Origin of the sequence: Lentzea albidocapillata, from assembly GCF_000719115.1 — a bacterium.
Classification (GTDB): Bacteria; Actinomycetota; Actinomycetes; order Mycobacteriales; family Pseudonocardiaceae; genus Lentzea; species Lentzea albidocapillata.
On the sequence record NZ_JOEA01000005.1, the window covers coordinates 542,705 to 555,595 of the forward strand.

At 67.3% G+C, this 12,891-nt stretch carries 16 protein-coding genes; 5 read left to right on the forward strand and 11 right to left on the reverse strand.

Annotation, left to right across the window (positions count from 1 at the left end):
- Window positions 1-4: 4 nt before the first annotated feature.
- The 9 genes from arsB to IG04_RS0109405 all read right to left on the reverse strand — a co-directional run bounded on the left by arsB (window position 5) and on the right by IG04_RS0109405 (window position 6,917).
- Complete coding sequence (gene arsB / locus IG04_RS0109365) at window positions 5-1,081, reverse strand: ACR3 family arsenite efflux transporter (protein WP_030476170.1); 1,077 nt, start codon at window positions 1,079-1,081, stop codon at window positions 5-7.
- Window positions 1,078-1,371 (reverse strand): ArsR/SmtB family transcription factor, encoded by a 294-nt coding sequence (locus IG04_RS0109370; protein WP_030476171.1) that lies wholly within the window; start codon window positions 1,369-1,371, stop codon window positions 1,078-1,080. The genes arsB and IG04_RS0109370 overlap by 4 nt, the downstream gene beginning before the upstream one ends.
- Window positions 1,372-1,427: 56 nt before the next feature.
- A complete protein-coding gene (locus tag IG04_RS0109375) occupies window positions 1,428-1,787 on the reverse strand; it encodes a metalloregulator ArsR/SmtB family transcription factor (RefSeq protein ID WP_030476172.1) in 360 nt (119 codons plus the stop codon).
- A gap of 13 nt (window positions 1,788-1,800) precedes the next feature.
- Window positions 1,801-2,547 carry a response regulator transcription factor gene (locus IG04_RS0109380; protein ID WP_051769345.1) on the reverse strand — a complete coding sequence of 249 codons (747 nt, stop codon included), beginning with the start codon at window positions 2,545-2,547 and terminating at the stop codon, window positions 1,801-1,803.
- A gap of 72 nt (window positions 2,548-2,619) precedes the next feature.
- The gene (gene pstB, locus IG04_RS0109385) at window positions 2,620-3,519 is read right to left on the reverse strand and encodes a phosphate ABC transporter ATP-binding protein PstB (protein ID WP_030476174.1); all 900 of its coding nucleotides are present in this window, start codon (window positions 3,517-3,519) and stop codon (window positions 2,620-2,622) included.
- A gap of 25 nt (window positions 3,520-3,544) precedes the next feature.
- Entirely contained in the window at window positions 3,545-4,438 is an 894-nt protein-coding gene (gene pstA, locus IG04_RS0109390; protein WP_030476175.1) for a phosphate ABC transporter permease PstA, read from the reverse strand.
- Window positions 4,438-5,421 (reverse strand): phosphate ABC transporter permease subunit PstC, encoded by a 984-nt coding sequence (gene pstC, locus IG04_RS0109395; protein WP_030476176.1) that lies wholly within the window; start codon window positions 5,419-5,421, stop codon window positions 4,438-4,440. The genes pstA and pstC overlap by 1 nt, the downstream gene beginning before the upstream one ends.
- Complete coding sequence (locus tag IG04_RS0109400; protein ID WP_030476177.1) at window positions 5,418-6,395, reverse strand: PstS family phosphate ABC transporter substrate-binding protein; 978 nt, start codon at window positions 6,393-6,395, stop codon at window positions 5,418-5,420. Before IG04_RS0109400 ends, pstC begins: the two co-directional genes overlap by 4 nt.
- 156 nt (window positions 6,396-6,551) lie before the next feature.
- Window positions 6,552-6,917 (reverse strand): ArsR/SmtB family transcription factor, encoded by a 366-nt coding sequence (locus IG04_RS0109405; RefSeq protein WP_090014881.1) that lies wholly within the window; start codon window positions 6,915-6,917, stop codon window positions 6,552-6,554.
- An 83-nt stretch (window positions 6,918-7,000) separates the two neighbouring features.
- Here IG04_RS0109405 and IG04_RS0109410 point away from each other — a divergent pair, with 83 nt between their 5' ends.
- The 3 genes from IG04_RS0109410 to IG04_RS0109420 all read left to right on the forward strand — a co-directional run bounded on the left by IG04_RS0109410 (window position 7,001) and on the right by IG04_RS0109420 (window position 8,283).
- Window positions 7,001-7,642, forward strand: a complete 642-nt coding sequence (locus tag IG04_RS0109410; RefSeq protein ID WP_030476179.1) for an arsenate reductase ArsC — start codon at window positions 7,001-7,003, stop codon at window positions 7,640-7,642.
- Window positions 7,643-7,653: 11 nt separating this feature from the next.
- A complete protein-coding gene (locus tag IG04_RS46385) occupies window positions 7,654-7,806 on the forward strand; it encodes a hypothetical protein (protein ID WP_157512889.1) in 153 nt (50 codons plus the stop codon).
- Between the two features lie 75 nt (window positions 7,807-7,881).
- Window positions 7,882-8,283 carry an arsenate-mycothiol transferase ArsC gene (locus tag IG04_RS0109420; protein WP_030476180.1) on the forward strand — a complete coding sequence of 134 codons (402 nt, stop codon included), beginning with the start codon at window positions 7,882-7,884 and terminating at the stop codon, window positions 8,281-8,283.
- On the opposite strand, the gene IG04_RS0109425 is transcribed toward IG04_RS0109420, so the two are convergent.
- Window positions 8,280-9,416, reverse strand: a complete 1,137-nt coding sequence (locus IG04_RS0109425) for an MFS transporter (RefSeq protein WP_030476181.1) — start codon at window positions 9,414-9,416, stop codon at window positions 8,280-8,282. The two genes, IG04_RS0109420 and IG04_RS0109425, sit on opposite strands and share 4 nt — an antisense overlap.
- Window positions 9,417-9,456: 40 nt before the next feature.
- Complete coding sequence (locus IG04_RS0109430; RefSeq protein ID WP_030476182.1) at window positions 9,457-10,788, reverse strand: FAD-dependent oxidoreductase; 1,332 nt, start codon at window positions 10,786-10,788, stop codon at window positions 9,457-9,459.
- A gap of 97 nt (window positions 10,789-10,885) precedes the next feature.
- On the opposite strand from IG04_RS0109430, the gene IG04_RS0109435 reads away from it, so the two are divergent.
- Window positions 10,886-11,722 carry a helix-turn-helix domain-containing GNAT family N-acetyltransferase gene (locus tag IG04_RS0109435; RefSeq protein ID WP_030476183.1) on the forward strand — a complete coding sequence of 279 codons (837 nt, stop codon included), beginning with the start codon at window positions 10,886-10,888 and terminating at the stop codon, window positions 11,720-11,722.
- Between the two features lie 58 nt (window positions 11,723-11,780).
- Window positions 11,781-12,806 (forward strand): flavin-containing monooxygenase, encoded by a 1,026-nt coding sequence (locus IG04_RS0109440; RefSeq protein ID WP_030476184.1) that lies wholly within the window; start codon window positions 11,781-11,783, stop codon window positions 12,804-12,806.
- Window positions 12,807-12,891 lie beyond the last annotated feature (85 nt).

A 12,891-nucleotide genomic window follows, 5' to 3' on the forward strand; every position in this document is an offset into this window, starting at 1 on the left:
GACGTCAGAGTTCCGCTCGGGCGGCCCACCGGCGCCGCAGCCAAAGGCTCACGTAAACCAGGCCGACGAGCACGGGCACCTCGATCAGCGGCCCGACCACTCCGGCCAGCGCCTGGCCCGACGTCACGCCGAACACACCGATCGCGACCGCGATGGCCAGCTCGAAGTTGTTGCCCGCCGCGGTGAACGCCAGCGTCGTGGTCCGCTCGTAGGAGAGTCCCGACGCCTTGCCGAGCGCGTACGAACCCGCCCACATGATGGCGAAGTAGACCAACAACGGCAGAGCGATGCGCACGACGTCCAACGGCCGGTTCGTGATGGTCTCACCCTGCAACGCGAACAGGATGACGATCGTGAACAGCAAGCCGTACAACGCGATCGGGCCAACGCGCGGCAGGAACTTCGACTCGTACCACTCGCGGCCCTTGGACCGCTCCCCCAGCTTGCGGCTGAGGTAGCCGGCCAGCAGCGGGATGCCGAGGAAGATGAGCACGGACTTGGCGATCTCCCACGCGGAGAAGTCCACCGACGCGGTGTCCAGGCCGAGCCAGCCGGGCAGCAGGTCGAGGTAGAACCAGCCGAGCACACCGAACATGACCACCTGGAACACCGAGTTGAGCGCGACCAGCACCGCGGCCGCCTCGCGGTCACCACACGCGAGGTCGTTCCAGATGATGACCATGGCGATGCAGCGCGCAAGGCCGACGATGATCAGACCGGTGCGGTACTCGGGCAGGTCGGCCAGGAAGATCCACGCCAGCGCGAACATCAACGCCGGACCGAGCACCCAGTTCAGCACCAGCGACAACACCATCGTGCGCTTGTCGCGGGTGACGGTGTCGAGCTTGTCGTAGCGGACCTTCGCGAGCACCGGGTACATCATCAGCAGCAGACCGAGCGCGATCGGCAGCGAGACGCCGTCGATCTTCACCGCTTCCAGGACACCCTGCAGGCCCGGCACGAAGCTGCCGAGCCCGAGGCCGGCGACCATGGCGAGGCCGATCCACGCCGGCAACCACCGGTCCAGAAAAGACAGCCGGTGCAGGACGTCCTGCTCCTCCGTCGGGTTGGTGGTGCTCAACAGGGCCTCCTGGCATCGGAGTTGGCACGGTCGGCCAGCTCGTTAAGACTGTCGGCGATCCGGCGCAGTGCGTCGGGTCGCAGGCGGTAGTACGTGAAGCGTCCGCACGGCTCGGTGTCGACGAACCCGGCCTCTCGCAGCATCTTCAGGTGGTTGGACACGTTGCTCTGCGTCGCGCCGGTCTCGTCGACGAGGTGGCGGGTGCACAGGGCCTCGCCGGACAACAGCTGCAGGATCTGAGCGCGCAGCGGGTCGGCGAGGACCTTCAACACATCAGCATCGAGTGACATCAGTCCGGAATGATACATCAGTCGGTTCTGATGAGACGCAGGGGCAGGACAGCTTGTCAGTCGCAGCGGGAGGCGGGCGCGTCGCGGAGCGGCCCGCCGGGGCGCAGGAACTGTTCCATGGTGTCCAGCACTTCGTGGTCGACGCGGTACCAGCTCCACGTGCCGCGCCGTTCACGTTGCAGCACACCCGCGCTGACCAGGATCTTCAGGTGGTGGCTCAGCGAGGACTGCGGCATGTCGAACTCGTCGGCGAGGTCGCAGAAGCACGCCTCGCCGCTAGCCGCCTGTCTCACGAGCACGACCAGCTGGACCCTGATGGGATCCGCGAGAGCCTTGAAGAGACGTGCGGCGGAGGCCGGGTCGTCAGGCACCGCCACCAGCGCCTCCCTTCGCGCATCCAGGTCCGTTGTCGCCATGGTGACATGTTCATCAAACAGGATGAACGTCCGGTGAACGCGACCCTACCGGCGGCACGCTGAACTGGTAGCCAAGGCCTCTCACGACACGAATCCACGTTGGATTGTGGTCGTCGTCACCCAGCCGCTTGCGCAGCCGCATGATGTGGACGTTCAGCGTGTTGCTCTTCGCCGAGGGCCGGTCCGCCCACAGAGCGGCGACGAGCTCGTTGCGGCTGACAACCGCGCCAGGTCTCTCGGCGAAGTAGCGCAGCATGAGGAACTCCATCGGCGGCAGCGGGACCAGGACGCCGTCGAGCCAGAACTGCGGCACCGCACCGTCGACACGAAGCCGGCCGAGGTCGATGACCATCGGCCGGATCTCCACCGTGTCGGTCTTCGGTGCGAGCGATCCGAGGAACGCGAGCAGTTCACGGGTGCGGTAGGGGCGCGGCACCACCGCTGACACGCCCACCTCCGCGGCCCGCGCCGCGAAGTCGCCCGAGCCCGGTCCCGCGCCGACCACGATCGGCACGTCCGGATCGTCGGCGCGCACGATCGTGAGGAAGTCGATCGGGTCGAGCTTCCCCACCGCGGGACCGAGCAGCACAGCGTCCGGACACGTCCGGCCGAGCACCAGCAGGGCCTCCGCAGGGTCAGGGCAGACCCGTGGCTCCACCGGCTGACCGGTGAACCCTTCGAGGAGCTGGTGCACGACGTCGGCGTCGTGGTCCACCACGAGGACGGCGAGCCGGTTCTGGACCCGGCTCTTGTTCGCCATGCAGGCTCGCCGCCGCGTGTGGAACTGTGAGCTGTCGGACTCCCAAGCCCCCAACGCAGAGCCCGTCATGGCTTAACCGAATCGTCCGGTGATGTACGCCTCGGTCCGGGCGTCGGAGGGGTTGCCGAAGATGTGCTCGGTGGTGTCGAACTCGACCAGCTTGCCGGTGCGCTGGCCCTTCTCGTCGGCCTCCGCGGTGAAGAAGCCCGTGCGCTGCGAGACGCGGGCCGCCTGCTGCATGTTGTGGGTGACGATGATGATCGTGTAGGTCGAGGCGAGCTCGACCATCAGGTCCTCGATCTTCGCGGTGGCGATCGGGTCCAGCGCCGAGCACGGCTCGTCCATCAGGATCACCTCGGGCGAGGTGGCGATGGCCCGGGCGATGCACAGTCGCTGCTGCTGACCGCCGGACAGGCCGAACGCGTTCTGCTTGAGCTTGTCCTTCACCTCGTCCCACAACGCGGCACCGCGCAACGCCCGTTCCACCACGGTGTCCATGTCGGACACCTTCATGCCGGTGACCCGCGGACCGTAGGCGACGTTGTCGTAGATGGACTTCGGGAAGGGGTTGGGCTTCTGGAACACCATGCCGATGCGCCGGCGCACCTCGATGACGTCGACGTCCTCGCCGTAGATGTCGACGCCGTGGTAGGCAACGGCTCCTTCGACGCGGGCGCCGGGCACGAGGTCGTTCATCCGGTTCAGGCACCGCAGCACGGTGGACTTGCCGCAACCGGACGGGCCGATCAGGGCGGTGATCTCCCTGCTGCCGAACGACATGTTGACGTCGGTGACGGCACGGAAGTCGCTGTAGAAGACTTCCAGGTCCTTCAGGGTGATCACGCCGTCCGGTGCTCCCTCCACGGGCGCGATGGTGTTCGAGCGCTCGATGGTCACCTGGTTCTCCGGTGTGGAGTCGCCCTTGGTCGTGCGCTGTCCGGTGGACACGGTTCGCTGCTCCGATCTGGTCATGAGTTCTCGCTCCTTCATTCGCGTGTCACCAACGGCGCTGATAGCGGTTGCGCAACCAGATCGCGAGCGCGTTCATGACGAGCAGCACGATCATCAGCAGCAGGATCGTGGAGTAGGCCAGGTCGCGGAACTCGATGCGATCGAGCGGCACCAGGCTGTAGATCTGCGTGGGCAGCACGGTGTAGCGGGAGAACACACCGTCCGGGTTGAACGTCAGGAACGTCGTCGCACCGACGAGCAGCAGCGGTGCCGCCTCACCGATCGCACGGGACAGCGCGAGGATCGAGCCGGTCGCGATGCCGGGCACCGCCGAGGGCAGCACCTGCTTCCACGTGGTCTGCCACTGCGTTGCGCCCAGTGCGAGCGAGCCGGAGCGGATCTCCGACGGCACCGCGCGCAACGCCTCCCGACAGGTGATGATCACGACCGGCAGGATCAGCAACGCCAGTGCGATCGCGCCCGCGAGGAGCACCGCGCCGATGGACAGTGGGCCACGGACGACGAACCCGAGCGTCAGGATGCCGTAGATCACCGACGGCACCGCGGCGAGGTTCTGGATGTTGAGCTCGATCAGGCGGTTCCACCAGCGGGTGTTGTCCGCGTACTCCTCCAGGTACACCGCGGCCGCGATGCCCAGTGGCAACGCGATGAGCGCGGTCAGCACCATGATCCAGATCGTGCCGAACAGCGCGGACTTCACGCCGGAGGTGTCGGGCCGCAACCGGGACGGGTGCTCGGTGACGAGGTTCAGGTCGAACCGCGCCAGTCCTTTCTGGATGATCACGGCGAGCACGAAGAACAGGAACGCGCAGATGATCGCCAGGCACGCCCACAGCGCCACGGCGAACACGGTCGCCCCCACGCCCTTGCGGCGGCCGGACTTCAGGCTCTGGTCAACGACCAGTGTCGTCGCGGTCATCAGTAGGCCTGCCTGTACTTGCGGACCAGCCGGATGCTGATCATGTTGATCAGGAGGGTGATCACGAACAGCAGCGCGCCGATCGCGAACAACGCGTAGTACGACGGGCTGCCCTGCGGGGTGTCGCCGCTCGCGGCCTGCGCGATGAAGCCGGTCATCGTCTGCGCACCCTTGAGCGGGTCCGCGGTGAACAGCGGCATGTTGCCCGCGGCGATCGCGACGATCATCGTCTCGCCGATCGCGCGGGAGATGCCGAGCACGATCGCGGCGACGATGCCCGACAACGCGGCCGGGAACACGACGCGGACCGTCGTCTGCATCCTGTTGGCGCCCAACGCGTAGGAGCCCTGCCGCAGTGCCAGCGGAACGGCCGACATAGCGTCCTCGCTCAGGGAGGCGACCGTGGGCACGATCATGAAGCCCATCACGATGCCGGGCGAGATCATGCTGTAGATGCCCTCGATGCCCAGCAAGGGCTTGAGGATCGGCGTGATCACGGTCAGCGCGAGGAAGCCGTAGACCACGGTCGGCACGCCGGCGAGGATCTCGAGGATCGGCTTGAAGATCTTCCGCACCCGCTGCGAGGCGTACTCGCTGAGGTAGATCGCGGCGCCAAGACCGAACGGGACCGCCACCACCAGCGAGATCAGCGTGATCATCAGCGTCGCGGTGACCAGCGGCAGAACGCCCCAGGACTTGTCGTCCCAGTTGAACTTGTCGCCGAACAGCGCCGTCCACTCGGTGCCGAACAGGAACTCACCGAGGCTGACGTGGGTGAAGAACTCGGCGACCGGCGCGAACAGCGACGCGACGATGCCGACCGTGACGAGAACCGACAACGCGGCCGCGCTGACCAGCACGGCCTTGATGATCTTCTCGCCGATGCGCGGGCTCTGCGCGGTCAGGTCGACCGGCGGCCCGTCCCAGACGACGGGGTGGCCGCCCGAACCGGGGCGGCCACCGTCGCGAGTCTTGGTGCTCACTTACCGGCGGCCTTCGCCTGCAGCGCGGCAAGCTCGTCCTTGGCCTTCTTCTTCTGGTCCTCGGTCAGCGGCACGAACCGAGCGGCCTTGACGATCTCGTCGTTGCTCGCGAGGTAGAACTCGACGAACTTCTCCACCTGAGCCTTCTTCAGGCCGGCGTCGGAGGGGTAGATGAACAGCGGACGCGCGAGCGGGGCGTAGGTGCCGTCCTGCGCCGTCTTCACCGACGGTTCAACACAGCCCTTGCCTCCGTCGATCTTCACGGCCTTGAGCTTGTCCGCGTTCTCCTCGAAGTAGGAGAAGCCGAAGTAGCCCAGACCCCCCTTGGAGCCGCTCACACCCTGGACGGTGATGTTGTCGTTCTCGGTCGGGTTGTAGTCCTTGCGGCTGTCGCCTTCCTTGCCGTTGATGGCACCGGTGAAGTAGTCGAACGTACCGGAGTCAGCGCCGGCGCCGTAGAGGTCGAGCTTCTGGTCCGGGAAGGACGGGTCGACCTCTTTCCAGTTGGCGACCTTCGAGTCCGGCTCCCACATCTTCTTCAGCTGCGCGACCGTGAGGCACTCGGCCCAGGTGTTCTCCTTGTGCACCACGACGGTCAGCGCGTCGTTGGCGACCTGCAGCTCGGAGTAGTTGACACCCTTCTCCGTGCAGACCTTGCCCTCCTCGGCCTTGATCGGGCGAGAGGCACCGGAGATGTCGGTCTCACCGACGCAGAACTTCTTGAAGCCACCGCCGGTGCCGGAGGCGCTCACCGACACCTGGACACCGCTGTTCTTCTCCATGAACAGCTCGGCCGCGGCGATCGACAGCGGTTCCACGGTGCTGGAGCCGTCGATGACGACCGGGCCGGAGAGCTGTTCACCCCCGCTCTCGGAGCCACTGCCGTTGTTCTGCCCACCACAGGCGGACAGGGTCAGCGCGGCGACAGCCACGACGGACAACACGTGCGCACGCTTCACCTGGCGGATGGTCACTGACGTGCCTCCTGCTCGGGACCCGGATCGGGACCGGGATCTTCGACGAGAACCCTCGTTCGAGGGCCACTGCATCGAAGAATCCCGTTCTAAACAGAAGGTGAACGTGGAGTGACCAGAACAACTATGGTTGAAAAATCTCGATCCAACCCGTGTTCACATTGAGCCAATCGGCTGACCGAGCAGCCGCCCGACCTCTTCCAGGCGCTCCGGGATCGCGACGTACCAGCCCCAGGTGCCGCGGCGCTCGCCGCGAACGAGGCCCGCTTCCGCGAGCACGCGGAGGTGATGACTCACGGTTCCCTGACTCAAGCCGACACTGTCGACGAGGTCGCAGACGCACGACTCACCGCTCGGGGCGAGCTGAAGCAGGCGGAGGAGTTCGAGGCGGACGGGACTGGACAGCGCCTTGAAGATCTCGGCGATCCGGCGCGCTTCAGCGGGATCCATGCCCTGGCCGAGTGGCACGCAGCGCTTGTGGCCGCCGCTGTCCATCTGGAGTTCATCCCGACGCTCCACCATGGCCCGAGGGTACGACCTAGATTGACAAAAGTCGATGCAAACGGTCTGCTTTGCATCGGTAATTCTCGGTCCAAGGAGACCTCATGACCCGCGCAGGCGGACTTCCCCAGCACGAGCTCACCGCCCAGCTTCTCCGCATCACCGATGAGCTGGCTGACAAGTTCCACGGCGTGTTCGGCCGGGAAACTGTCGAGCGCTTCGTCGACGAGACCTACGCCCTGCTCAACGAGAACGCCACGGTGAAGACGCACCTCGCGACGCTGACAGCCCGATTCGCCAAGCAGCGCCTGCACGACTACGGCCGCGCCCAGGGCCTGACCAAGGTCGAGGTGCCGCAGGTGTTGTTCATCTGCGTGCACAACGTCGGCCGGTCGCAGATGGCATCGGCGCTACTGGAGCACCACGCGTTCGGCAAGATCGCCGTGCGTTCCGCCGGCAGCCAGCCGAGTGGCTCCATCCCGTCGCAGATCACCGAGGTGCTGGCGGAGCTGAACATCCCGCTCACGCAGGCGTTCCCGAAGCCGCTCACCGACGAGGTCGTGCGTGCCGCGGACGTCGTCGTGACGATGGGCTGCGGCGACTCGTGCCCGGTCTATCCCGGCAAGCGCTACCTGGACTGGGAGGTGGCCGACCCGGTCGGCGCTCCGCTGCACCGCGTTCGCGAGGTGCGCGACGACATCGACCGGCGGGTCAGAAGCCTGCTGTCCGAACTTCTGGGCGACTGATGTTGCAGGTCTTGCTGGTCACGCTGATCGGGACGGTCGGGATCGTCGCGACGTTCGCGCTCGGCGTCTCGAACCTCTCTCAGGCCCGCAAGACCTTCGCCTGTATCTGGTTCACCGTGTGCGGAGCACTGGTTGTAGGCGGTCTGTACCTGTATGTGACGTGAGGAATCGTGTCACCAACCGTTCACCTGGATCGGGCATTATCGAACCAAGGAAACGCCCGCCAGGAGGAGATCGACGTGTCCAAGACCCCCGAAGTGCTGTTCGTCTGCGTGCACAACGCCGGCCGCTCCCAGATGGCCGCCGCGTTGCTGCAGCACTACGGCATGGGCAGGATCGCGGTCCGTTCCGCCGGCTCGGCCCCGGCCGAGAAGGTCAACCCCGCAGCGGCCGAGGCGCTCGCCGAGTGGGGCCTGGACATCACCGCGGAGGTGCCCTCGAAGCTGACGACCGAGGACGTCGAAGCCTCTGACGTGGTGATCACGATGGGCTGCGGTGACACCTGCCCGGTGTTCCCCGGCAAGCGCTACCTCGACTGGGAGCTCGAGGACCCGGCGGGCCAGGGCGTCGATTCCGTCCGTCCGATCCGCGACGACATCGACCGCCGAGTGCGCGGCCTGGTCGCCGAGCTGCTGGACTAACGCGGAACGCTGGCGGTCGACAACGCGGCCGCCAGCACCCCAATCGCCCCCAGCACGACGAACACCGCCGGGTAGCCGCCGAGCCACGAGGCCATGGCACTGCCCGCCCACGGCGCGATCGCGGCGGTCAGCATCACCGGCACCGCGAGCAGCCCGCTCAACTGTCCGTAGTGGACCGCACCCCAGCGATCGGTGATCGCCGTCGCCTGCACCAGCGTGAAGATCCCGCGTGCGACACCGGCGAGCACCGAGCCCGCGATGAGCAGCAATGCCGGGCCGGGCACCACACCCAGCAACGCGGTCACCACGGCGCTCGCCAGCAAGATCAGTGCTGTTCTTGTGCGCACCGACGTCTTCGCGGTCAACCTCGCGTACCCCAGCCGCCCGAGGACCTGGCCCACCCCACCGAGGCCCAGGGCCACCGCGGCCATTGACGTGGACATGCCGCGTTCGGTCAGCAGCGGCACGAGGTTGACCACCACCGCGTAAACGCTGAACGCCGCCAAGCTCATCGCCAGCGTCAGCACGAGGAACGGTCTGCTGCGCGCGATCGCGGACGGTTGATGCTCCGCCTCGTGCTCGATCTCCGGCCACGGCAGTCGCAAGCCGAACAGATGCAGCGGAACCGTGGTGACAGCCAGGATTCCGGCCAGCACCAGGTACGTTCCGCGCCAGTCCAGATGTGTGTTCAGCACGGCGGTCAGTGGCGCGAACACCGTGCTGGCCAGCCCGGCCACCAACGTGAGCGCGGTCAGCGCCGACACCCGCCTCGGCCCGAACCAGCGGGTCAGTGCCGCGAACGCGGGGGCGTAGAACACCCCGGCCATCGCGACTCCGATCAGCAACCATGCCGCCGTGAACCACGCCAACGACTGCGCGGTGGCCACCATGACGAGTGCGGGTACCGCGATGATCGAACCGGTGGTCATGATGGCGCGAGGACCACGACGATCGAGCAGCTTGCCCACCGGCACGCCGACGATCCCTGCCACGATCTGACTCGCCGAGAAACCCGCGGTGATCGCGGCCAACGACCACCCCGTCCGCGCGCCGATCGTCGGCAGCAGCACGGGGAACGCGTAGTAGAGAATCCCCCAGCTGATGATCTCGGTGCTGCACAACACGATCAGCACGCGACGCAGCCCGCCGTCAACGCCGGGCCGCGTCGTTGTTTCAGCGTGCACTGGCAGTGAGCCCGATCGTCAGCTCGCCGTGCTCCGGTGAGCCGCAGCAGCCACCCTCGTTCTTCTGTTCCTCGGGCGCGTCGAACACGCCAGCTCCGCCGCACACCCCGGTCTCGGGCAGCACGAGCTCGACGCGCCCGGCGGCCTCGTGGTCGCCGGCGATCGCCGCGACGACGGACCGCGCCTGCTCGTAGCCCGTCAGCGACAGGAACGTCGGCGCCCGGCCGTAGCTCTTCATGCCGACCAGGTAGACGCCTGGTTCCGGGTGGCGCAGCTCGTTCTCACCGTGCGGGTAGACGGTGCCGCACGAGTGGACGTTCGGGTCGATCAGCGGCGCGAGCTTCGTCGGCGCCTGCAGCACCGGGTCCAGGTCGAGGCGAACCTCCGACAGCCACGACAGGTCTGGCCGGAACCCGGTCAGCACCACGACCTCGTCGATGTCCTCGACCTGGTGGCCGTCGAACGACTCCAGCGTGAGGCTGCCGTTCGTCGTACGTTCGAGTGCCGCCGTGCGGAACCCGGTGGCGGTCTCGATGTGACCGGCTTCCACAGCCTTCTTGGCTCGCAAGCCCAACGCACCGCGCGCCGGCAGCTGGTCGGCCTCCCCGCCACCGAAAGCGTTGCCAACGGCGCCACGGCGCAATAGCCACACGATCTTCGTGCCGGGCTCCTGCTCCGCGAGTTCCGCCAGCACCACCAACGCGGTCAGCGCCGAGCGCCCGCTACCGGCAACCGCGATCCGCTTGCCCGCGTAGCGAGCGCGTTCGGCCACGAGGTCCGGCACCCGGTAGGCGATCTTCTCGGCCGCCGCCTTCTCCCCCACCGCTGGAAGGCCGTCTCCGCCCAGCGGGTTCGGCGAGCTGTAAGTGCCGGAAGCGTCGATCACCGCACGAGCCGAGATCCGCTCCTCGCCATCCGCAGTCTGCACGTGCACCGTCAGCGGCTCGTCCTCGCGCCCAGCGTCAACGATCCGGTCCCGCCCACGCCGAGCCACCCCAACCACGCGCGTGCCGAGTCGCACCCGGTCACCGAGCACCTCGGCCAGCGGCTGCAGGTAGCTCTCCACCCACTCCCCACCGCTCGGGTAGGCGTCACCGTCCGGCCGCACCCAGCCGGCTTCCTTCAACAGGCGCTCGGCAGCGGGATCAACGAGCTCGCTCCACTGCGAGAACAGCCGGACGTAGTTCCACTGCGACACGGCTGCACCGGCACGATCGCCCGCCTCCAGCACGAGCACCCGCTCGCCCCGTTCCACCAAGTTCGCCGCCGCGGACAAACCCGCAGGTCCGGCACCCACCACGACGACTGGCAACTCGCTCACCGCACACCCCTTGTATCGACACATTTCGAATCAACACTGGGACTCTATCGACCCCTATCGATTGACGCAACCATCGATTTGCGTCGATACTTCACCCATGACGACCACAGCGGCCACGCCGGCCGTGCTGCCGACCGACGACGCCGCGACCTACGCGGACTGGTTCGCGTGTCTCGCCGAACCGACCCGCGTTCGCCTGCTGCACGCCGTCGCCACCGCGGCACGGTCGATGACCGTCGGCGAACTGACGGAGCTGCTCGGCATCAGCCAGTCCACCTGCTCACACCACCTGCGCAAGCTGGTCGAGGTCGGGTTCCTGCGGCAGCACAAGGAAGGCACCGCCACACATATCAGCGTGAATCCTTCATGCTGCACCGGCCTGCCCCACGCCGCGGACGTCGTCATGGGCGTACTCGCACCACGCCCGTGCTGCCCAGCCAACCTCCCGGCAGACGTGCTGGTCCGTCCGCTGGAGGTTGCGGACTGGAACGCCGTGCGCCGCATCTACAGCGAGGGCATCGCCACCGGCGACGCGACCTTCGAAACCGAGGTGCCCCTGCGCAGGGCACTCGACGCCAAGTGGCTGCCAGACCACCGCTGGATCGCCGAGATCGACGGCGAGGTCGCAGGCTGGGCTGCCGCGACCGCGGTGTCCACACGGGACTGCTACGCAGGCGTCGCCGAGACGTCCGTCTACGTGGGCGCGGACTTCCGTGGCCGAGGCGTCGGCAAGGCCTTGGTGCACAAGCAAGTCAGCGCCGCCGACGACGCTGGCCTGTGGACGTTGCAGACCTCGATCTTCCCCGAGAACCGCGCCAGTCTCGCGCTGCACCACTCCATGGGCTTCCGCACCCTCGGCGTCCGCGAACGCATCGCGCAACACCACGGCGTGTGGCGCGACACCGTTTTCCTCGAACGCCGCACAGCCAACTAACACGCCATCTGACCGCTCATCCGTCGCCGTGCTCGGCGACGGCTACTTCGAGGTGCCCATGAACAGCCACGACGCCATCGTGATCGGCGCCGGCCAGTCCGGCCTCGCCGCAGCCCATGCCCTTGTCACACAAGGCCTACGGCCACTCGTACTCGAAGCCGGCGACGAACCCGTCGGCTCCTGGCCGCACTACTACGACAGCCTGACCTTGTTCTCGCCAGCCAGATACAGCGCCCTGCCAGGCCTGAAGTTCCCCGGCGATCCCGAGCGCTACCCGCGCCGCGACGAAGTCGTCGACTACCTCCGCACCTACGCCGCACACCTCAACACCGACATCCGCACCGGCCAACGCGTCACAGGGGTGACACGCGACAACGGCTTCCGAGTCACCACGACCGACGGCACCAGCTTCACCGCACCCATCGTCATCGCCGCCACCGGCGGCTTCGGCAACCCACACCGGCCCGCACTGCCCGGCCTCGACACCTTCCCCGGCACCGTCCTGCACGCCGCGCAGTACCACTCGCCCGAGCCGTTCGACGGCCAGCGCGTCATCGTGGTCGGCGCCGGCAACTCCGCGGTTCAGATCGCGGCAGAGCTCGCCGAGCACGCCCACGTCACTCTCGCGACCCGCAGACCGGTGAAGTTCTCCGCCCAACGCCCGTTCGGCCGCGACCTGCACTTCTGGCTCGACCGCACCCGCCTCGACCACCTGCCGATCGGCCCCTGGCTGCCCGACGGCTTCACCACGCCGGTTCTGGACACCGGCGTCTACCGCGCCGCCCTTGAACGACACCGCCCGGACCGCCGCCCGATGTTCACCGCCCTGGAAGGCTCGAAGGGCATCTGGCCGAATGAGCAGCGCGAACATGTCGACGCGATCATCCTGGCCACGGGCTACCGCCCCGACCTGCCGTACCTCCGCGGAGTCGGCACCGAGCACGACCGAGGTGTGTCCCGCCGGCATCCGGGTCTTGGCTTCGTCGGACTGGAATGGCAGCGCAGTCTCTCGTCGGCGACCCTGCGAGGCGTCGGCCGCGACGCCGCCCACGTGGCGCGCCGCCTGCTGAAGGGAGTTAGCTGAGCGAGAGCTGGTTCCGGTGGAAGTCGAAGTGCTGCACAGGAAAGCGGTACGGGTCCGCCACCGTCATGAACTCGCGGAAGCACCG

What these genes read in the sequence shown, in the direction of transcription:
- pstA (WP_030476175.1), bottom strand. Translation starts at nt 4,438, where the DNA reads ATGACCGCGACGACACTGGTCGTTGACCAGAGCCTGAAGTCCGGCCGC.
- IG04_RS0109375 (WP_030476172.1), bottom strand. Translation starts at nt 1,787, where the DNA reads ATGGCGACAACGGACCTGGATGCGCGAAGGGAGGCGCTGGTGGCGGTG.
- IG04_RS0109380 (WP_051769345.1), bottom strand. Translation starts at nt 2,547, where the DNA reads ATGGCGAACAAGAGCCGGGTCCAGAACCGGCTCGCCGTCCTCGTGGTG.
- IG04_RS0109435 (WP_030476183.1), top strand. Translation starts at nt 10,886, where the DNA reads ATGACGACCACAGCGGCCACGCCGGCCGTGCTGCCGACCGACGACGCC.
- IG04_RS0109410 (WP_030476179.1), top strand. Translation starts at nt 7,001, where the DNA reads ATGACCCGCGCAGGCGGACTTCCCCAGCACGAGCTCACCGCCCAGCTT.
- IG04_RS0109440 (WP_030476184.1), top strand. Translation starts at nt 11,781, where the DNA reads ATGAACAGCCACGACGCCATCGTGATCGGCGCCGGCCAGTCCGGCCTC.
- IG04_RS0109370 (WP_030476171.1), bottom strand. Translation starts at nt 1,371, where the DNA reads ATGTCACTCGATGCTGATGTGTTGAAGGTCCTCGCCGACCCGCTGCGC.
- pstB (WP_030476174.1), bottom strand. Translation starts at nt 3,519, where the DNA reads ATGACCAGATCGGAGCAGCGAACCGTGTCCACCGGACAGCGCACGACC.
- IG04_RS0109405 (WP_090014881.1), bottom strand. Translation starts at nt 6,917, where the DNA reads ATGGTGGAGCGTCGGGATGAACTCCAGATGGACAGCGGCGGCCACAAG.